18 protein-coding genes are annotated in these 20,684 nt (G+C 62.8%); 11 read left to right on the forward strand and 7 right to left on the reverse strand.

Annotation, left to right across the window (positions count from 1 at the left end):
• Positions 1-162 precede the first annotated feature (162 nt).
• The 3 genes from lepB to HB630_RS11315 form a co-directional block, all read right to left on the reverse strand.
• Entirely contained in the window at positions 163-933 is a 771-nt protein-coding gene (lepB, locus tag HB630_RS11305) for a signal peptidase I (protein ID WP_213772302.1), read from the reverse strand.
• Positions 930-2,357, reverse strand: a complete 1,428-nt coding sequence (tldD, locus tag HB630_RS11310) for a metalloprotease TldD (protein ID WP_213772303.1) — start codon at positions 2,355-2,357, stop codon at positions 930-932. Before tldD ends, lepB begins: the two co-directional genes overlap by 4 nt.
• Before the next feature lie 153 nt (positions 2,358-2,510).
• Positions 2,511-3,086 carry an invasion associated locus B family protein gene (locus tag HB630_RS11315; protein WP_213772304.1) on the reverse strand — a complete coding sequence of 192 codons (576 nt, stop codon included), beginning with the start codon at positions 3,084-3,086 and terminating at the stop codon, positions 2,511-2,513.
• Positions 3,087-3,590: 504 nt separating this feature from the next.
• Here HB630_RS11315 and coxB point away from each other — a divergent pair.
• From coxB to HB630_RS11360, 9 genes are all read left to right on the forward strand, one after another.
• The gene (gene coxB / locus HB630_RS11320; RefSeq protein WP_213772305.1) at positions 3,591-4,430 is read left to right on the forward strand and encodes a cytochrome c oxidase subunit II; all 840 of its coding nucleotides are present in this window, start codon (positions 3,591-3,593) and stop codon (positions 4,428-4,430) included.
• A gap of 76 nt (positions 4,431-4,506) precedes the next feature.
• Positions 4,507-6,138 (forward strand): cytochrome c oxidase subunit I, encoded by a 1,632-nt coding sequence (gene ctaD, locus HB630_RS11325; protein ID WP_213772306.1) that lies wholly within the window; start codon positions 4,507-4,509, stop codon positions 6,136-6,138.
• Between the two features lie 60 nt (positions 6,139-6,198).
• Positions 6,199-7,140 (forward strand): heme o synthase, encoded by a 942-nt coding sequence (locus HB630_RS11330; protein WP_213772307.1) that lies wholly within the window; start codon positions 6,199-6,201, stop codon positions 7,138-7,140.
• A 19-nt stretch (positions 7,141-7,159) separates the two neighbouring features.
• Positions 7,160-7,327: a CoxF protein gene (locus HB630_RS11335; RefSeq protein ID WP_213772308.1), complete on the forward strand. Its 168-nt coding sequence runs from the start codon at positions 7,160-7,162 to the stop codon at positions 7,325-7,327.
• Positions 7,328-7,374: 47 nt separating this feature from the next.
• Positions 7,375-8,025, forward strand: coding sequence for a cytochrome c oxidase assembly protein (locus HB630_RS11340; RefSeq protein ID WP_213772309.1), 651 nt, complete (start codon positions 7,375-7,377; stop codon positions 8,023-8,025).
• 92 nt (positions 8,026-8,117) lie between these two features.
• The gene (locus HB630_RS11345; protein WP_213772310.1) at positions 8,118-9,014 is read left to right on the forward strand and encodes a cytochrome c oxidase subunit 3; all 897 of its coding nucleotides are present in this window, start codon (positions 8,118-8,120) and stop codon (positions 9,012-9,014) included.
• A 94-nt stretch (positions 9,015-9,108) separates the two neighbouring features.
• Positions 9,109-9,498, forward strand: coding sequence for a DUF983 domain-containing protein (locus tag HB630_RS11350; protein ID WP_213772311.1), 390 nt, complete (start codon positions 9,109-9,111; stop codon positions 9,496-9,498).
• Positions 9,495-10,274 carry an SURF1 family cytochrome oxidase biogenesis protein gene (locus HB630_RS11355; protein ID WP_213772312.1) on the forward strand — a complete coding sequence of 260 codons (780 nt, stop codon included), beginning with the start codon at positions 9,495-9,497 and terminating at the stop codon, positions 10,272-10,274. Before HB630_RS11350 ends, HB630_RS11355 begins: the two co-directional genes overlap by 4 nt.
• A 631-nt stretch (positions 10,275-10,905) precedes the next feature.
• Positions 10,906-14,589: an autotransporter outer membrane beta-barrel domain-containing protein gene (locus tag HB630_RS11360; RefSeq protein WP_213772313.1), complete on the forward strand. Its 3,684-nt coding sequence runs from the start codon at positions 10,906-10,908 to the stop codon at positions 14,587-14,589.
• A 212-nt stretch (positions 14,590-14,801) separates the two neighbouring features.
• On the opposite strand, the gene HB630_RS28345 is transcribed toward HB630_RS11360, so the two are convergent.
• From HB630_RS28345 to HB630_RS11375, 4 genes are all read right to left on the reverse strand, one after another.
• Positions 14,802-15,539: a sensor histidine kinase gene (locus tag HB630_RS28345; protein ID WP_249780792.1), complete on the reverse strand. Its 738-nt coding sequence runs from the start codon at positions 15,537-15,539 to the stop codon at positions 14,802-14,804.
• Positions 15,540-15,656: 117 nt separating this feature from the next.
• Positions 15,657-16,043: a response regulator gene (locus tag HB630_RS28350; protein ID WP_249780793.1), complete on the reverse strand. Its 387-nt coding sequence runs from the start codon at positions 16,041-16,043 to the stop codon at positions 15,657-15,659.
• A 315-nt stretch (positions 16,044-16,358) separates the two neighbouring features.
• Positions 16,359-16,496, reverse strand: coding sequence for a hypothetical protein (locus HB630_RS11370; protein WP_213772314.1), 138 nt, complete (start codon positions 16,494-16,496; stop codon positions 16,359-16,361).
• 507 nt (positions 16,497-17,003) lie between these two features.
• Complete coding sequence (locus tag HB630_RS11375; RefSeq protein ID WP_213772315.1) at positions 17,004-17,231, reverse strand: hypothetical protein; 228 nt, start codon at positions 17,229-17,231, stop codon at positions 17,004-17,006.
• A 720-nt stretch (positions 17,232-17,951) separates the two neighbouring features.
• Here HB630_RS11375 and thrC point away from each other — a divergent pair.
• Both thrC and HB630_RS11385 read left to right on the forward strand, forming a co-directional pair.
• The gene (thrC, locus tag HB630_RS11380) at positions 17,952-19,370 is read left to right on the forward strand and encodes a threonine synthase (RefSeq protein ID WP_213772316.1); all 1,419 of its coding nucleotides are present in this window, start codon (positions 17,952-17,954) and stop codon (positions 19,368-19,370) included.
• Complete coding sequence (locus tag HB630_RS11385; RefSeq protein WP_213772317.1) at positions 19,367-20,656, forward strand: pitrilysin family protein; 1,290 nt, start codon at positions 19,367-19,369, stop codon at positions 20,654-20,656. Before thrC ends, HB630_RS11385 begins: the two co-directional genes overlap by 4 nt.
• The last annotated feature ends 28 nt before the right edge of the window (positions 20,657-20,684 follow it).

The following is a 20,684-nucleotide window of genomic DNA, read 5'->3' on the forward strand; positions in this document are numbered from 1 at the left end:
CCGGGATGGTCCCAACGGGTCCGCGCACAGCGCGGCCCAGATCTTGGGATGCGCAATCGCACATCGGGGAATCTCGAGATTCCGATCGCCGCCTCGCGTCGTCCGGAATGACGACGATGCTTAACGGTTGCTACGATTGAGCCGCGTGGTCACGGCTGCGCTTCAATGCACCGCGGTGAAGAACCGCGCGAGGCGAAAACCGGATAGCCAGGTCCATACCGGCTGGCCGCGGATGCCGAGATCCCACGATCCGACCACGGCGTCGGCGCGGCCGACCAGGTCGTCCACCGGCAATAATCCGACGCCGCCGTCCCGGACCGAAACGCGGCTGTCGGCCGAGTTGTCGCGGTTGTCGCCCATCACAAACAGCCGCCCCGCCGGCACCGTCACTTCGGGCGTGTTGTCGAGGCGGCCATTGTCGTAGAGCTTGAACATCTTGTGGCTGACGCCGCCCGGCAGCGTCTCGATGTAGCGGCGCGCCGGCTCGGTGCCGCCATTGTCGTCCTCGGCCTCGTCGAGGCCGTCCGGCTTCAACTCCGCGGCGCGGTCGTTGATGAAAAGCTGGCCCTGCCGCATCTGGATGCGGTCGCCGGGCAGCCCGATGACCCGCTTGACCCAGGCCTGCGAGCGGTCGCCGGGCCAGCGGAACACCACGACATCGCCGCGCTTGGGCAATGCCCCGAACAGGCGTCCGGTTTCGGGCAGCGTGATCTGGATCGGCAGCGACGCGTCGCTATAGCCGTAAGGAAATTTCGAGGCCAGCAGCGCATCGCCGATCATCAGCGTCGGCTCCATCGAGCCCGACGGCACGTAAAACGGCTCGGCGATGGCGCCCTTCGCCAGGAAAACGATCAGCACGATCGCTACCAGTTGGAGGGCCTGATCGAGCCAGGTGCTGGCCTTTGCCGGGGCCGATATCTTGTCAACGCTCATGCGCCGGTTCCTCCAACGGTGATTCGCTCCATCCGCAAGGTCGGCTGGCCGACGCCGACCGGGACGCCCTGGCCGTGCTTGCCGCAGGTACCGATGCCGGAATCCAGCGCCAGATCGTTGCCGACCATGGTGATGCGGTGCAGGTCGGTCGGCCCGTTGCCGATCAGCATGGCGCCTTTCAGCGGCGCACCGAGCTTGCCGTTTTCGATCCTGTACGCCTCGGTGCATTGGAACACGTATTTGCCGGAGGTGATGTCGACCTGGCCGCCGCCGAAATTCGCCGCATAGACGCCGTTCTTGACGGAAGCGAGGATCTCGGCCGGATCGCGTTCACCGGCCAGCATATAGGTGTTGGTCATGCGCGGCATCGGCACATGGGCATAGCCCTGGCGGCGGCCGTTGCCGGTGGGTTTCATGTTCATCAGCCGGGCGTTCTGGCGATCCTGCATGTAGCCGACCAGAATGCCGTCCTCGATCAGCACCGTGCGGTTGGTCGGCGTGCCCTCGTCGTCGATCGACAGCGAACCGCGCCGCGAGGCGATGGTGCCGTCGTCGATGACCGTGACGCCCTTGGCCGCCACCTGCTGGCCCATCAGGCCGGCGAAGGCGGAGGTCTGCTTGCGGTTGAAATCGCCTTCGAGGCCGTGGCCGACCGCTTCGTGCAGCATCACGCCGGGCCAGCCGGCCCCCAGCACGACGTCCATTTCGCCGGCCGGAGCAGGCACCGATTCAAGATTGACCAGCGCCTCGCGAATGGCCTCGTCGGCGGCCTCGCGCCAGGCCTTGGTCTCGATGAAGCGCGCATAGCCTTCGCGGCCGCCATAGCCTCTGCTGCCGCTTTCCTGGCGGTCGCCCTGGCCGGCGACGACAGAAACATTGACGCGCACCAGCGGGCGGATGTCGCGATAGCTCTCGCCGTCCGGGCGGAGGATTTCCACCACCTGCCAGGTCGCGCCGAGGCTGACCGTCACCTGGCGCACCCGCGGATCCTTGTCGCGGACATAGGCGTCGATCTCGGCGAGCAGCTTGACCTTGCTCTCGAAGCCGGGTGCATCCAGCGGGTTGTCGTCGCCATAGAGCCGGACGTTGGTGTGCGGCGGGGCGGCCGCGAATGTTCCCGCATAGCCGCCGCGTACCGCGGCGACGGCGTCGGCGGCGCGGATCAGCGCCGGCAGCGACACGTCGGAGGAATGGGCATAGCCGACTGCGTCGTCCTTTACCGCGCGCAGGCCGAAACCCTGCGAGGTGTCGTAGGTCGCCTGTTTCAGCCGGCCATTGTCGAACATCAGCGCTTCGGTCTGGCTGTATTCGAGGAACAATTCGCCGTCGTCGGCCCCCGACAGTCCCCGCGCCATTTCATGGCGCACGGCATCGCGGTCGAGATTGGCGCGGTCGAGCAGCGAGGTTGTGGCGGAATTGGTCATGGCGGCTCCAGCAAACGGCGCAAGCGACTGATATGGTCGTTATTCCCGATGGCGCGGGAACCCCTGACCCGGGATAATCAACCCAAAGATAGGCACGATCGCGGCAAAAAGGGAGGGTGCGCAGGACGGTGCCGGATTACGGATGCGTAACCCTCACGGCAGCTTGTCATATCCCTCTGCGAGGCCGTTGAGGCTGAGCGGAAAGCCGATGCCCTCTTCCGGGGTCTCGAAAATGATGAAGGTGGCGGTTTTGGCGGATCTCAACTGCCCCAGCAGCTTGTCGTCCATCACGACTTCGGCAACGCAGCCATTGGGCAGGCAACGCACGAAGCCGGCGCGGCCGACATCGACATTATCGAGCTTGAGGCCAAGCCCCGAGGGCAGCAGCACGCCGAGCGGCGCCACCACCCGCATCAGCCGGCTCTTCTGGTCGGCGGTCTTGAGCAGGATGACGGTCAGTCCGGCGTTGGAACGGTCTTCCGCAACCACGCTCTGGATCAGCGCGCATTGTTCGGTCTGGGCGCCGGGCGGGGTGTCGCAGCGGATCTGCCAGTCGCCGTGGACCGAGCGCACCGCGCCTTGCGCGTGGGCGGCGGCGGTGAGGCCGAGAAGGCCGGCAAAGGCCACGATCCGGCAGAGCCATCGGCGCCGCGCGGCAGACAAGGGGAATGCTGACAATCGATAGATCCGGTTTGTGTCGTGTCTGTTCAGGTTTTGTGAAGGCCCCATCGGGCGCGATCCTTGCAATATGCCCTAGGCCAATATGCCCCCAGCCAGCTTTCCATCGTCAATTGGCCCGGGCAATTCGGTGCGAACCTTGGATTTGATACGTCTTGGACTGATACGGCAATGACGGCGCCTTGAGGGCAGCCCGGCATCAGTCGAACCATCCGGAAGTGGCGAATCAGGTTCCTGTGGAGCACCATCGCCGTGCCTACATCGGGCCGGACGCGTGTCAAGCGCAGCCAGACGCCAAATCAGGCGCTTTTGCCTGATGTCACGGGAAAATGTCACCCTCGGCCAGACTATAATGCATCGCTACACGACCTACTACTGCATTGCGAGGGGCTGCGAATTATGGTTTGAGAAGCTATATTTCGACGCGTTCTAGCGATCTGGACGATGTGCTCCTAAAGTGCATGCCACGGTCGTCAAAAAAAGGGGCGGGATCGTGTGAGCATTCAGCCGTCCGGCGGGATGCTCAGGGGGTAACATCAGGGGAGCGCGAGCGGCATGAAGATGTCGAAGGGCGAAATCGGGCGTCGGTTGCTGGGATTCATGGTGGCCGGCGCGACGCTGGCAGCCGGGAGCACGGCGTTCGCCGAATTAGGTCAGCCGGCGCCATGGGAGGCCGGGCTTCAGGAAGCCGGCTCTCCGGTGATGGAAAACATCATCTGGTTTCACAATTTCCTGCTCGTGGTAATTACCCTGATCACGCTGCTGGTGCTGGCGCTTCTGATTGCGGTGGTCGTGAAGTTCAACGCCAGGGCCAACCCGGTTCCCTCCAGGACCACCCACAATACCCTGATCGAAGTGGCCTGGACCTTGATTCCCGTACTGATCCTGGTCTGCGTCGCGGTGCCGTCGTTCCGGCTGCTGTTTCTCGAGCTCGATGTTCCGAAGGCCGACCTGACCGTGAAGGCGACCGGCAAGCAATGGTACTGGTCTTACGCCTATCCCGATAACGGCAAGTTCGAATTCGATTCGCTGCTGGCCCAGGACAAGCAGCCCCGGCTGCTCGGGGTCGACAATGAGATGGTGGTTCCGGTGGACAAGGTGATCCGGGTGCAGACCACCGGCGCCGACGTGATCCACTCCTTCGCGGTGCCGGCCTTTGGCATCAAGATCGACGCCATTCCAGGGCGCCTCAACGAAACCTGGTTCAAGGCCACCAAGACCGGCATGTATTACGGCCAGTGCTCGGAATTGTGCGGCAAGGATCACGCTTTCATGCCGATCGCGGTGCGGGTGGTGAGCGACCAGGAGTTCACGGCCTGGGTCGAGGATGCCAAGAAGAAATTCGCCAGCGCGCCGGCGAACCAGTTCGCCTCGGCGGCGGGAGCGGCGCAATAGGCCGAAGATTTATCGGCGCATCGATGAGGACAAGCGCGGACCGCAAGGTCTGAAAAGGACTAGGCAGGATTTGAACATGGCAACGACGGCAGCAACACCGGCTCACGACGATCACAGCCAAGATCATGCACATGACGACCACGCGCATCCGACCGGCTGGCGGCGATATCTTTATTCGACCAACCACAAGGACATCGGCACGATGTACCTGGTGTTCGCGGTCATCGCCGGCATCATCGGCGCGGCGCTGTCGATCGCGATCCGCGCCGAGCTGATGTTTCCCGGCGTGCAGATTTTCCACGAGAGCCACACCTACAACGTCTTCGTGACCTCGCACGGCCTGATCATGATCTTCTTCATGGTGATGCCGGCGATGATCGGCGGCTTCGGCAACTGGATGGTGCCGCTGATGATTGGTGCGCCGGACATGGCGTTCCCGCGCATGAACAACATCTCGTTCTGGCTGCTGCCGGCGTCGTTCGCGCTGCTCATCATCTCGACCTTCGTCGAGGGCGAGCCGGGCGCCAACGGCGTGGGAGCGGGCTGGACCATGTACGCGCCGCTGTCGACCACAGGCCATCCGGGACCGGCGGTCGATTTCGCGATCCTGGCGCTGCATCTGGCCGGCGCCTCCTCGATCCTCGGCGCCATCAACTTCATCACCACGATCTTCAACATGCGCGCGCCGGGCATGACCCTGCACAAGATGCCGCTGTTCGTCTGGTCGATCCTGGTGACGGTGTTCCTGCTGCTATTGTCGCTGCCGGTGCTGGCCGGCGCCATCACCATGCTGCTCACCGACCGCAATTTCGGCACCACCTTCTTCTCCGCCGAAGGCGGAGGCGATCCGGTGCTGTTCCAGCATCTGTTCTGGTTCTTCGGCCATCCGGAAGTGTATATCCTGATCCTGCCGGGCTTCGGCATGATCAGCCAGATCGTCTCGACCTTCTCGAAGAAGCCGGTGTTCGGCTATCTCGGCATGGCCTACGCGATGGTCGCGATCGGCGGCATCGGCTTCGTGGTGTGGGCGCACCACATGTACACCGTCGGCATGTCGTCGGCGACGCAGGCCTATTTCGTCGCCGCCACCATGGTGATCGCGGTGCCGACCGGCGTGAAGATCTTCTCCTGGATCGCCACGATGTGGGGCGGCTCGATCGAGTTCAAGGCGCCGATGCTGTGGGCGATCGGCTTCATCTTCCTGTTCACGCTGGGCGGCGTCACCGGCGTCGTGCTCGCCAATGCCGGCGTCGACCGCGTGCTGCAGGATACCTATTACGTGGTCGCGCACTTCCACTACGTGCTGTCGCTCGGCGCGGTGTTCGCGATCTTCGCCGGCTGGTACTACTGGTTCCCGAAGATGTTCGGCTACATGTATTCGGAGACGATCGCGAAAGCGCATTTCTGGTTCACCTTCGTCGGCGTCAATCTGGTGTTCTTCCCGCAGCACTTCCTCGGCCTCTCCGGCATGCCGCGCCGCTATGTCGATTACCCCGACGCCTTCGCCGGCTGGAATTTGGTGTCGTCGATCGGCTCCTATATCTCCGGCATCGGCGTGCTGATCTTCCTCTATGGCGTGATCGACGCGTTCGTGCGCAAGCAACAGGCCGCCGATAATCCGTGGGGCGTCGGCGCCACCACGCTGGAATGGACGCTGTCGTCGCCGCCGCCGTTCCATCAGTTCGAAGTGCTGCCGCGGGTACAGTAATCATGTAAAAGGCGCGGTGCCCCGATGGGCCCGCGCCTTTAACCGGAAGTGAGAGTTATCTTGTCAGTTGTCGATCACAATGCCCTGGACCTGTCGTCGCCCCGGATTTCGGAAGCCGACGTCGCCGATTACATCGCGCTGTTGAAGCCGCGGGTGATGTCGCTGGTGATCTTCACCGCGCTGGTCGGCCTCGTGATCGCGCCGGTTCATGTTCATCCGGTGCTGGCGATCACCGCGATCCTCTGCATCGCAGTCGGCGCCGGCGCCTCGGGTGCGCTGAATATGGCGCTCGAGGGCGACATCGACGCCTTGATGACGCGCACCGCGAACCGGCCGATCCCGCGCGGGCGCATCACGCAGCCGGAGGCGACCGCGTTCGGGCTGACGCTGGCGTTCTTTTCGGTGATGACGCTCGGCATCCTCGTCAACTGGCTCGCCGGCGGCCTGCTCGCCTTCACGATCTTCTTCTACGTCGTGATCTATACGATGGCGTTGAAGCGCTGGACCGCGCAGAACATCGTGATCGGCGGCGCCGCGGGCGCGTTGCCGCCCGTCGTGGCCTGGGCGGCCGCGACCGGCTCGCTGTCTGTCGAGCCGCTATTGTTGTTCCTGATCATCTTCTTCTGGACCCCGCCGCATTTCTGGGCGCTGGCGCTGTTTCGCAGCGACGATTACGCGCGCGCCGGAGTGCCGATGCTGCCCGTGGTCGCCGGCCCCGACGCGACCCGGCTGCAGATCCTGCTGTATACGATCGTGCTGGTCGCGGTTGCCTTCGCGCCCTGGCCGCTCGGCTATTTCGATGCGGTCTATGGCGTGACCTCGCTGCTGCTCGGCGCCGTCATGCTGGCGCTTGCGGTCAATGTCTATCGCCGCCGCGAGCGCAGCGAATCATTGCGCGCGAACCGGAAGCTGTTCGCCTTCTCGATCCTTTATCTGTTCGCGCTGTTCGCGACGTTGCTGCTTGAGGTCGTGGTCCGCGCTGTTGCACCGTTGGTCTGGTAAGGGGGCGCATGGCGACGGAATGGACGAGCCGCGGAAGCCACCAGATGGAATCATCCTCACCGAGGCGCAGCTCAGGAGCCGCCGCCGCCGTTCGATCGCGATCGCCTGGGCGCTCGGCGTCCTCGTGGTGTTGTTTTTCGCCGTTACCATGGTCAAGGGGCCGGCCGTTCTCGTGCGCCCCCTATAGTTGTTGTCGGTATAGTTGCAGCGGCCGATGTCATTGATGTGAGCGACATGGAAAACCACAAGCCCGCGACGATGACGCCACCGCCGACCGGCGGCCATGATGCCGGCCCGCGCCGCGGTTTGACGCGCGACGCCGTGGTCGGCGCGACTTGCGGTCTGGTCGTGGTGCTGATGGTGGGCGCGGCCTATGCCGCCGTGCCGTTCTACAACTGGTTCTGCCGCGCCACCGGTTTCAACGGCACCACCCAGGTCGCGACGGCGGCGCCGACCTCCGCGCCGTTGTCGCGCAAGGTCGCGGTGCGCTTCGATTCCAACGTGGCGGGCGGGTTGCCGTGGAAGTTCGAGCCGGAAAAGACCGAGATCGAAGTCAGGATCGGCGAGGTCGTCACTGTCTACTACACCGTGACCAATCAGGCGGCGCGGACCACGACGGGGCAGGCGGCCTATAATGTGGCGCCGCTGACGGTCGGCGCGTATTTCCAGAAGATCAATTGTTTCTGTTTCACCGAACAGACCATGGCGCCCGGCGAGACCCGCCAGATGCCTGTGGTGTTCTATGTCGACCCTGCCATCGTCAAGGACAGCGACAATGACGGGCTGAATACGATTACGCTGTCCTACACTTTCTATCCCGTGCGCGATCCGGCGCCGCAGCCCGTTGCGGCGCGCGAGCCGGACCAGCGCAAGGGGAGCCTCTGATCGCCGCAATGGTGGATTTCGGGATCGGGAGAGTTTGATTTTTTGAGACGAGACGTGCCGAACAGCAACGGCACGCGAACGGAGGGGCTGCAATGGCGACTGCGCAAGTCAAGCATCACGACTACCATCTCGTCGATCCGAGCCCGTGGCCGGTCGTCGGGTCGGTCTCGGCCTTCATCATGGCGACCGGCGCGGTCACCTGGATGCACCACATGTTCTCGGCTGCGCCGATCATCTTCGGCATCGGCGTGATCGGGGTGCTCTACACCATGGCGAGCTGGTGGACGGACGTGATCCGTGAAGCCCAGTACAAGGGCGACCACACCCGCGTGGTGCAGATCAGCCATCGCTACGGCATGATCCTGTTCATCGCCTCCGAGGTGATGTTCTTCGTCGCCTGGTTCTGGGCCTTTTTCAACTCCGCGCTGTTTCCCGCAGATCCGGTTCACGCCGCGCGCGACGCGATCTTCGGCTGCGGCGCCAGCACCGCGATGGGCGCCTGCAGCGTGCCGGGCACTTGGCCGCCCAAGGGCATCGAGACCTTCGATCCCTGGCATCTGCCGCTCCTCAACACGCTGATCCTGCTGACTTCGGGCACCACCGTGACCTGGGCGCACCACGCGCTGCTGGAGAACGATCGCCAGGGCCTGAAATACGGCCTGATCCTGACGATCCTGCTCGGGATCACCTTCAGCTGCGTTCAGGCGTTCGAATACAGCCATGCCGAGTTCTCCTTCGCCGGCAATATCTACGGCGCCACCTTCTTCATGGCGACCGGCTTCCACGGCTTCCACGTGCTGATCGGCACCATCTTCCTGATCGTCTGCCTGGCACGCGCCTATGCCGGGCATTTCACGCCGACACAACATCTCGGTTTCGAATTCGCCGCCTGGTATTGGCACTTCGTCGACGTGGTCTGGCTGTTCCTGTTCATCTGCATCTATGTCTGGGGCCACGGCGCGGAAGCCATTGCGAACGGCGCCGGCTGATCGCGGATTCGCTGCGCCGGTGCTGCAGCCACTGTGCTAAAAGGGGCGGCTGCGGGGCCGCCCTTTTGTTGACGGCGAGCTGGAAGACGAGCGCATGCCAGACGAGACATTGCCCACGCTAACCCAAAGCGCGATGCGCGGCCTGGCCTGCCGGTGTCCGCGCTGCGGCAAGGGCAAGCTCTATTCGGGTTTCCTGACGCTGCGGCCGAAATGCGAATCGTGCGGGCTGGACTATGCGTTCATCGATGCCGGCGACGGGCCCGCGGTTTTCATCATCATGATCGCGGGCGCGGTCGTCGTGGCCTGCGCGCTGATCGTCGAGGTCAAATACGAGCCGCCGTACTGGGTTCACGCGGCGCTCTGGCTACCGCTGATTTTGGTGACCACGTTGTTGCCGCTGCGTTCGATGAAGTCGCTGCTGATCGCGCTGCAATTCCACCACAAGGCGGCGCCGGGCCGGCTGATCGACCGCGCGCCGAAATGACCGGAACAGCGGCGAGCCTGCGCCGCATCGGCGGCCTCGGCGTCTTTACGCTTGCGATGGTGCTGTTGTTGGTCGGGCTCGGCATGTGGCAGTTGCAGCGCCGGGTCGAGAAACACGCCTTGATCGCGGCGCTGACCGAGCGGCTCGCGGCAGCGCCGGCTTCGCTGCCGCCGGTCGCGCAATGGGGCATGCTCACGCCGGCGAGGGACGAATTCCGCCGCGTCCGCTTTTCGGCGACTTATCAAGCACTGTCGGATGCGATGGTCTTCAGTTCCGGCTCGGCGGTTCGCACCGACATTTCCGGTCCCGGCACCTGGGCTTTCGTCCCGGCGCGGCTGGAAAGCGGCGAAACCGTCGTGATCAATGCGGGCTTCGTGCAGAACACGATGCAGGACCGCGGACAAGAGGATCGCGCGGTCAAACCCCTCGTCATCGGCGCGCCCGTGAGGCTCACCGGCTATATCCGCTTTCCCGAAGCGGCGGGCCTGCTGACGCCACAGGAAAATCAGGCCAAACGGCTGTGGTTCGCCAGGGATCATCTGGCGATGGCCCGCGCGCTCGGATGGGACGGGGACGGCCGAATCGTCGCGCCGTTCTATATCGATCTCGAGCAGCCCGTGCCGGCCAGCGGCACGCCGAAGCCCGGTCCGCTGGAGGTGCATCTGCCGGACGATCACCTGCAATACGCCATCACCTGGTTCACGCTGGCAGGCGCGGTGGTGATCGCGTTCGGGGTGTGGCTGCAAGGCGCGCGGCGGTCTTCCACCGTCAAATGATTCGTTTCCGGCATCACGAAGCCATGCCCGCCGACCTGTCCGTCGAATGATATCTCCTGCAGCATTGCCGAAATCGACCCGCGTGGAACCCTCCGCGGTCGGATCAATCCGCGTCTCGGATACGGGCGTTTGTTACCAAGACGTTCCAGCGCGGCAAAAAAATGGACGCAACGCTTCCGATATCAATCCGCCCAAATTTCAACCAGATGGTGTGCTATCGAGAAGTTACTTGGGCAGAGGGGTACAGCCATAAGGCGTACCCATGGAACAGCGCCAGCTTGAACGCGCTCGGTCGATTTTGTCGACGCTCCGCGCGAGCGTCATGTTTCCATGTTCCCGTAGCCACGCGCGCATAAGATGCGGTAGGGCGGCCGTTGCTTGCGAGGGCATCCTTGGCGTGCGCGACAAGCGCCGGGGAAAGTCCGCATGCGCGCGCCCTCGCGACAAAGGCCTTTGCTCGGATCCTTGCTCGGCCGAACGCCTCCCACCCTGCCTTCATCGACGAACGCGCGCGATGACGGAACAGGCGGCTGCACCGATCCTCGCGTGTTCAGCTCTCCTTGGCAGTTTGAAGCGCCATCGGCCTTTGCTGAAAGTCTCCGTTTTATCGGCTGCGGTTGTCCCGGCTCTCATGGCTGAGCCGGCGCGGGCTGCCACGATAGTCGTCACCAATCAGTCGCAGTTCGATGCCGCCGTTGCTTTGGCAGTCCAGGCGGGCCACGCGGATACGATCGATGCGACCGCGGCCGGAACGATTGATGCAGGGTCGTCTCTGACGCTCCCGGCTGCTGCCACGTCGATCAATCTCTCGTTCGAAAGTTTGGGCATCGGCGCCACTACCGGTGACGGAGCCGTGACGCTCGGCGCGGAAACAACCGTCTCCTTTGGTCAGGCTGCCAATCCCAGCGCGCTGGATATCGGCTTCGGGCACACCGGCACCCTGAACATCAACGGGGCGTCTCTCGTCTTCAATGTCATAAACGAAGGAAACCAGTTTAATATCGGCCTCGATGGCGGCAACGGCATCGTCAATATGACGAGCGGATCCGTGACGATCAACGATTCAAATGCCGCCGCCGGTGTCATCGGCAGCATATCCATCGGCTTTCCTTTTGGATCCACGGTAGCAAACGGGACATTCAATCAATCGGGCGGCACCGTTTCGGTGTCGGCGGGAGCACTGAACGTTGGTTTCGCGAATGGCAACGGCACCTACAATCTGACCGATACCGCCTTGCTGCAAGATCGGGGCGGAACCGTTTATATCGGCGCCAGTACCGGCGGCGTTGGTGTCGTGAACATCGCGGGCAGTGCCACCATCGATCTCGAGTCCATCGGGAGCGGTGGCCAGTTGTACGTTGGTGACGATCTGGGCGTCGGGACCATCACCCAGAGCGGCGCCAACTCCACGGTGATTTTAAATGTTACCAATATCGCTCAATTCGGCAGCAACGCGTCCAGCGGGCCGAGCTTGGGGGGAACGGGGACCTACAATCTTCTGGCCGGAACGTTGATAATCGGGAATGGCAGCATCGGGCTTGGGGGCGCCGCCTTTGGCATGGATGTTGGAGGATTTGGATTTCTAAACCAGAGCGGCGGCGTCTTGAACGCAAGTGCTCCGGTCATTATAGGCAACTCAGGCACCGGCACCTATAACATGAGCGGCGGCGCCGCGAATTTCGGCGCCGGCCTGAAGATCGCTGTTCTCGCGGGATCGGTCGGCACGGTCAACCAGACCGGCGGTCTGCTGAGGATATCCGGTGGCAACCTCGTCGTCGGCGGCGCCGGTGTCGGGACATATAATCTGAGCGGCGGCGTCCTGCAGGCCGGCGGCGTCAACGGCATCACCGGCACCGGCAACCTGAACCTTGGAGGCGGCACGCTTCAGGTCGTCGGCTCCGCCTTGACCACAAACATTGCTACGGGCCTGACGGGCGCGAACTCCACCATCGACACCAACGGCTTTGGCGCAACGTGGAATGGGGGGCTGTCCGGCGCCGGGGGATTCGTAAAGGCCGGCGCGGGCATTCTGACTCTCGCTGGAACCGACACCTACGCCGGCGCGACCGCCATCAACGCCGGCACGCTGCAGGCCGGTGCGGTGAACGCGTTCTCTCCGAACAGCGCCTTCACGATCGCGCCCGGCGCGACGCTTGACCTCAATAATTTCAACCAGACGATCGGCTCGCTCGCCGGTGCGGGCGAGGTCGTGCTGGGCTCGGCTAATCTGACGACCGGCAACAACAACACCAGCACCACCTTCTCGGGCGACATCGTCGGCGCCGGCGGGCTGGCCAAGATCGGTTCGGGCATCCTCTCCCTGACCGGCGCGAACACCTATGCCGGCGGCACCATCGTCAACGGCGGCTTCATCAACTTCAATTCGATCGGCAATTTCGGCTCAGGGCCGATCATCCTTGACGGCGGCGGGCTGCAATGGGCTTCGGGTAACACTGCCGACATCTCCCCGAAGCTCGGCGCGTTTGGCTCAGGCGGCGCGACGTTCGACACCAATGGCAATGATGTCACGCTCGCCGCCGCCATGTCCGGCGTCGGGGGGCTGACTAAAGTCGGCGCCGGCACGCTGCTCCTGTCCGGCACCAACACCTATTCAGGCAGCACCACCATCAACGGTGGCACACTCGAAGTGGAGGGCGCGATCGGCGATACCAGCAGCGTGGCGGTGAACTCCGGCGGCACATTATCCGGTACCGGCATTATCGATCCGGCAATGACGACGATCGCCGGCGGCGGCACGCTGGCACCCGGGACCCCCGGCGGCTTCGGCACGCTGACGATCAACGGCACGCTCCTGTTTGAAGCCGGCAGTAACTTTGCGATCAATATCGGTCCGGGTGCAGGCAACAATTCCCAGTCGGCGGTGATCGGATCGGCCACGCTCGGCGGCAATGGCACCGTGGCGGTGACGCCGCTGCTCGGGCGCTATGATGGGGCAGTCTATCAGATCCTGACCACGACGGCGGGATTGGGCGGGATATTCGCCGGGCTCGGCGTCAACGGGGAGTTTGTCGGCAACATCGCGCTCGACTATGCGCGCGATCCCGGCGATGTCGATCTGGACGTTTCCGGCACCTCGCTGCTGGCGGCGCCCGCGGGGGCCAATCAGAATCAGCTGCATGTCATCAATGGCATCAACAACGGGATCCTCAATGGTCCCGCCAATTCGCCGCTGCCGGCGCAGTTCCAAAGCCTCGGCAATCTCCCGGGTCCTTCGCTGCTGAACGCGCTGACACAATTGGACGGCGAGGCCGGTACCGGCGCCGAGCGGGCGGCGTTCCAGTTGACCAACGGGTTTCTGACGTTGATGCTCGATGCATCCGTCAATGGACGCTCCAACATTGGCGGCGGAGGCGGGCCGGCCATGGGCTTTGCGCCAGAGACCCAGACAAACCTGCCGCCCGATATGGCGCTTGCCTATGCCTCGATCCTCGGCAAGGCGCCGCCGAAACAAAGTTTCGAGCAGCGCTGGACGGCCTGGGGTTCGGCCTATGGCGGTGGCAATATCGCCAATGGCAATCCGACGACCGGTTCCAGCAATCTCAACACGAGCACCTACGGCTTTGTCGGCGGCGCAGATTATCACGTGTCGCCCAACGCCACCGTCGGCTTTGCACTCGCCGGCGCCGGCACCAATTGGAGCCTGGCCAATGCACTCGGCACCGGCAGGAGCGACGCCTTCCAGGTCGGAGCCTACGGCATCGACCGGTTCGGTCCGGCCTATATTGCCGCCGCGCTCTCCTTCGCCAATCATTGGTTCACCACGAACCGCACCGCGTTCGGCGATCAGTTGACGGCGAAATTCGACGGCCAGAGCTACGGCGCGCGCCTTGAAGGCGGCTACCGCTATGCGGTGCTGCCGACGCTGGGCGTGACGCCGTATGGCGCTTTGCAGTTTCAGGATTTCCACACCGCGCCCTACAGCGAAAGCGATGCGACCGGGGGCGGCTTCGGGCTCGCCTACAATTCCCTCAATGCGACCGATGTGCGCAGTGAACTGGGCGCGCGTTTTGATTCTCCGATGCTGCTCGATGGCAAGCCGCTGCTCCTCTACGGCCGCCTCGCCTGGGCGCACGACTTTGTCAGCAATCCGTCCCTGAGCGCGGCGTTCGAAGCGCTGCCCGGCTCAAGCTTTACGGTCGATGGCGCGCCGATCCCACATGACTCGGCGCTCACCACCGTCGGCGCGCAGCTCTTCCTGTCTGCCAATTACTCGCTGCTCGCCAAGTTCGACGGCGAATTTGCTCCAGATTCGCAGACCTATGCCGGCTCAGGCACGCTGCGCTACACGTGGTAAGCGCTGTGCCGTCCCTTCAAAAAAGAGCGAATATCTTGGACGGCCTCTGCGGAGTGGGACGCTGGTTCGCGTGGAGAGCATGCGTTGAAAACAAGGTACTGGCGCCCGCTCGGATTTAATCAGGGAACGGAGGTCCGTTGGCGGCCGCGAAACCCTGCATCCCGTCATGCCCGGGACCGCCGCCAAGGACTGGGGCAAGTAATTCGGGCGGCTTACGTTGTAAGAGATGCCAGGGGAACGTTGAGCGCGTAGACAAAACCGCTGGGCTCGTAGGTCAGCTTGACCTCGCCTTTCAACTGCCTGCCGAGTGTTTCGATCAGGCGGGTGCCGAAACTTTGCCTGGTCGGGGCCTGCACCACGGGGCCGCCGTGTTCTTTCCAGAAGAAATGCAGCCGTAATGCCGGTTCATCCAAACTCCAGGCAATCTCGACGCGGCCGGCGGGCACCGACAAGGCGCCAAACTTCGTGGTGTTGGTGCAGAGCTCATTGAGAGTCATCGCGATTGCAATGACCGCCCCCGAGGTGATCTGAATATCCGGCCCTTTGATCGAGAATTTCGAAACGGCCGGATTGTCAAAAGCCTCGGTTGCGCCCTGGACGATTTTCCGCAGGCTTGCGCTGGTCCATTGTGCCCTCAGAAGAAAATCATGAGCCCGGCCAAGCGCCAACAACCGGCCTTCGATCGCGTGCTGGGCATGCTCGATGCCGGGAGCCTGGCGGAGGCTTTGGGAGACAATCGCGCTCACCGTCGCAAGCGTATTCTTGATGCGGTGGTGGAGTTCTTCCACGATCAGCTTTTGCAGCTTGTCGGATGATTCGCGCTCCTTGGCCTCGATGCCGGCGTGGGCAAGAAGAACATGGGCGTTGACCTCGGCCTGGGTCAGCAGCAGCCGGAGACTGGCATTTTCTGCCTCCAGAATTTCCTTGGAACGCGTCGGATCTGCATCCATCAAATCGGAGGCCGGTCGGTTATGGTCAGTTTTGGGCATATTTGGAGAATATCACCGTCGATCCGGTTTCGCCCATATCTTTAGCGGATCCAGACCCGGATGGGACCGGCCGCGACGTCAGGCCGGGCCCATCATATTCTGCATTTCGGCAGCCATTTTGCCTGATTCCAGCGGTTTGGCGAAAAATCGGCTGCCGGTCGGCATATCGTTCCCCGACAACTTCAGTTGTCCGGACACAAGGATGATTTTGATCGCCGGCCAATGCTTGGAAACTTCGTGCGCCAGCTGAAGCCCGTCCATGCTGCCAGGCATCTGGACGTCGGTGAACAGCAACGCGATATCGGCCCTGGACTTGAGCACAGCAAAAGCCTCGTCGGCATCGACGGTTTCTATCGAAGAATAGCCGGCATCTTCGACCATATTGACCGCTTGCATGCGCAGCAGCATCTCATCTTCAACAACGAGCACAATTTGCGGCGTTGCAGAGGGACGCAGAGCCATCATGAACGAACCTCGTTAGGCAACATACCAAATATCCCTTCTATTTGGCGGTGCGCCGTCACGGTCCCCGGCTCCCAGGACAGAGCATGATTGCTCCCTGGCTTCGCAATCCAACACAGGCATTTCATCCGGCATCGACTGGGATCATGCTCTCATCACTCCAGTTTGAGCATGATCTCCGGGCCAATGTGTTCCGCATTTGTCGCGCGGGAAAACCGGTTTTCATTTCGCGCAAACCGGGCCTTCCGGGTCCGGATCATGCCCAGATGATCGTTCGCAGTGAGAACTCCCAAACGCGCAACGCGCGGCAGCGCCGCCCTATCTGGTCGCGATCGGAAGCTTGGCCTCTTCTTCGGTGAGCAGCTTCAAGAGCAGTTGCCGGTGGGTTTCGTTCTTGGCCAGAGCCAATTGCCTTCTGTAAATGATCAGGTTTTCGCAGCGCATAAATTCTTCCATCGTGCCCTCCTTCAAGGGATTTGTCTGTTCTGGGTTTGCAGCAAGGAAAGTTCTGTAGCGTTTTCGAGCGAAGTGGATTGAAGAAAACGCGTCAAAACAAAGGTGAGAATCCGGTTCTGATTCAATCAGAACCGATATGGTTCTAGGTTGGCCGAGCTCGCAATTCGCCGCGGAGCCAGCCCCCTATCTCGGCCAAATTCAGCGGATCAGGAAGTCCCACCTCGCGCTGATAGACCGGACCGGGAGCAGGGCATTCGAACATTCGGCCCTCAACGCCGAAAAGATCGCTGGTGATATGCGCCGGGGCGGTTCCTGTCTGGCCCTTAGGGGAGGGCAATTGCTGGTTGGTCATGGTGTTTCGCCTTGATCAGGCGGGAGCGCAACACTCTCAGTCACCGATAGATGCCGAAGGCGGGACGGTGATGTTAGAACTATGCGCCACTCATGATCGGAAAGCGACATAATTCCTCATGGGAATATGGGCCGCTGCGCCTTTAAGGAAGAAATCTACCCTAATGGGGAGCGTATCTTGGTCGCAGCATCGTAAATCATGACCTGCAACATCGGAAACCTTTGAAACAGGTCGGCCCCGGCTTCTTGGGCGGCCTTTTCATCATGGTAGTGAGCCTTGAAATGACCATCAACGACCAGCGAGAAGCCCTCGGCAGGCGCGACATCCGCCCTTTGAATGTTTCTCGGCTGAGTTTCTTCGGCTAGTGAAATTGTTTTCTTCATGTGGCGCCTCGCATTGCTGTGTTCCTAAAAAGGCGGCCCGGCGTCCGGGGCAAACGAGCCTGCGGTTCATCGGATGCCTTGATGGGATGTTTTAATTCGGTGTCGTGATCGGATGTCTCGGGAATCCGCGGCATTCGCTAGCCGGCACCAAGTCGGTCCCGCGACATTGGTTCCCGCGAGAGTGTCACGTCGGCTGACGAAAAGGGGATACAATCATGAGCTTATCACGTTAACGTCATCACATCCGTTGTTTGCCGGATTTTCATGAAGCGGCCTGTCCGAGACGCATCGCTTAGCGCCGCTCATCGAGGATGAGGTTCCGGTATCGGCTGTACGAAAATTGAATTGGGAAACCATTCCACCGGCGTCGTCCCGGACAAGTGAGCATAGCGAATGCGATCCGGGACCGATAACCACGGATGCTCGTGTTGTGGAAAGCCAGCGCAGCAGTTCTTCCTGCCGCGGGTACCGGTAGTTATGGGCCCCCGCGTGCGCGGGAGCGACATTCGAAAGATTGCACCCACACGCCCCATTGGCCCGCAAGGCGTCGCTTCCGGCCCGGTGATGGCGCGCCCGAAACCCCTTTTTCTGCGCGTCATTGCGGCATTTCCCATTGTCCCGAAAACGCTCTATGGTGCCGCCCGGCTTTGTCATCGGAAAATGACAATTGTATATTAATATCAAAGGCTTATGAGAATAAAAAAGCCTTTGGAGGGCGGTTTGACGCAGTACATTTCGACCCGGGGCGAAGCCCCGGCCCTGGGCTTCTGTGACGTGATGCTGACCGGGCTTGCCCGCGACGGCGGCCTCTACGTGCCGGAAACGTGGCCGCAGCTTGCACCGCAGACCATCGCCGGATTCTTCGGCCGGCCCTATTGGGAAGTCGCGGTCGATGTTCTCAGGCCGTTTGCCGGCGGTGAAATCTCCGACGCCGATCTCGGCCGCATGGCCAATGAGGCTTACGCCACGTTCCGTCATCCCGCGGTGGTGCCGCTCGACCAGAGCGGTCCCAATCAATTCGTGCTGGAGCTGTTTCACGGTCCGACCCTTGCGTTCAAGGACGTGGCGATGCAGCTGATCTCGCGGCTGATGGATCATGTGCTGGCCCAGCGGGCGCAACGTACGACCATCGTCGTTGCGACCTCGGGCGATACTGGCGGCGCCGCGGTCGAAGCCTTCGCTGGCCTCGACAATGTCGATCTGATCGTGCTGTTTCCGCATGGCCGGATCTCCGACGTGCAGCGGCGGATGATGACAACGACCGGCGCCGGCAACGTCCATGCGCTGGCGGTCGAGGGGACCTTCGACGATTGCCAGGCGATCGTGAAGGGATTGTTCAATCATCACGCGTTTCGCGACGCGGTTGCGCTGTCGGGCGTGAACTCGATCAACTGGGCGCGGATCGTCGCCCAGGTGGTCTATTATTTCACCGCGGCGGTCGCGCTCGGCGCGCCGGCGCGGACGGTGGACTTCACCGTGCCGACCGGGAATTTCGGCGATATCTTCGCCGGTCTTGTCGCCAAGCGCATGGGTCTGCCGGTGCGCTGGCTGCGGATCGCCTCCAACGTCAACGATATTCTGCCGCGCACGCTCAAGACCGGTATCTACGAGGTGCGCGAGGTTCACGCCTCGGCCTCGCCGTCGATGGATATTCAGGTTTCCTCGAATTTCGAACGGCTGTTGTTCGAGGCCAGCGGCCGCGATGCGGGCATCGTCCGCGCGCTGATGGCGTCGCTGCAGCAATCCGGGCGGTTCGTGTTGCCCGACGCGATGCTGGCGGCGATCCGCGCCGAATTCGACGCCGGCCGAGCCGATGAGACCGAAACCGGCGCCGCGATCCGTGCTGCGTGGCGCGAGGCCGGCGATCTGGTCGATCCCCATACCGCGGTGGCGCTGGCGGTGGCGGACCGCGACACTGCGGATTCCATGGTCCCCAATATCGTGCTGTCGACCGCGCATGCCGCGAAATTTCCCGACGCGGTGGAGGCCGCCTGCGGCGTGCGTCCGCAATTGCCGGCCTGGCTCGAAGGCCTGATGACGAAGCCCGAGCAGATCAAGGTCATGAAGAACGATCAGGTTGAAGTGGAGCGGTTCGTGCGGTCGGTCAGCCGTGCCGCGAAGCAAGGAGTTGCCGGATGAGCGTCGATGTCACCAAGCTTCCCTCCGGCCTCACGGTCATTACCGACACCATGCCGCATCTCGAGACCGCGGCGCTCGGGGTGTGGGCCGGCGTCGGCGGCCGCGACGAAAAGCCGGACGAACACGGTATCTCGCATCTGCTTGAGCACATGGCGTTCAAGGGCACTGCGCGGCGCAGTTCGCGCGAAATCGTCGAGGAGATCGAGGCGGTCGGCGGCGATCTCAATGCCGGTACCTCGACCGAGACCACGGCCTATTACGCGCGGGTGATGAAGGCGGATGTGCCGCTGGCGCTCGACGTGTTGTCCGACATTCTCACCAATCCCTCTTTCGTGCCGGACGAACTGGAGCGGGAGAAGAGTGTCATCGTGCAGGAGATCGGCGCCGCGCAGGATACCCCCGACGACGTGGTGTTCGAACATCTCAACGAACTCTGCTATCCGGACCAGCCGATGGGCCGCTCGCTGCTCGGAACGGCAAAGACCCTGAAGGGCTTCGACCGCGATACGCTGCGCGGCTACCTTTCGACGCATTATCGCGGCCCCGACATGGTGGTGGCGGCGGCCGGCGCTGTCGACCACAAGCGGGTGGTTGAGGAAGCGGCCGAGCGGTTTGCCAGTTTCGATGCGACGCCCGCCCCGAAGCCGCAACCGGCGATGTTCGGCAAGGGCGGTTCGCGCGTGGTGCATCGTGAACTCGAGCAGGCGCATCTGACGCTGGCGCTCGAGGGCGTGCCGCAAACCGACCTGTCGCTGTTTTCGTTGCAGGTCTTCACCAACACGCTCGGCGGCGGAATGTCGTCGCGGCTGTTCCAGGAGGTGCGCGAGAAACGCGGGCTGTGCTACTCGATCTATACTTTCCACGCACCCTATGCCGATACCGGCTTTTTCGGGCTTTATACCGGCACCGATCCCGCGGACGCGCCGGAGATGATGGAAGTGATCGTCGACGTCATCAACGAATCCGTCGAGACCTTGAGCGAGGCGGAAATCGCGCGCGCCAAGGCGCAGATGAAAGCCGGGCTGTTGATGGCGCTGGAAAGCTGCAGCTCGCGCGCCGAGCAGCTGGCGCGCCACATCCTGGCCTATGGGCGTCCGCTGACGGTGGAAGAACTGGTCGCCCGGATCGATGCCGTAAGCGTGGAATCGACGCGGAATGCCGCGCGCGGCCTGTTGTCGCGCAGCCGTCCGGCGGTTGTCGCGCTTGGCAGCGGCAGGGGTCTGGACACGGCGGTGTCTTTCGCGGAAGGATTGACCAGATCGAAGGCCAAAGCCCGCCTTCACTAACAGGCGCGCCTGCACGGCGGGCTGTTGC

Origin of the sequence: Bradyrhizobium sp. dw_78, from assembly GCF_018449525.1 — a bacterium.
Taxonomy (GTDB): Bacteria; Pseudomonadota; Alphaproteobacteria; order Rhizobiales; family Xanthobacteraceae; genus Bradyrhizobium.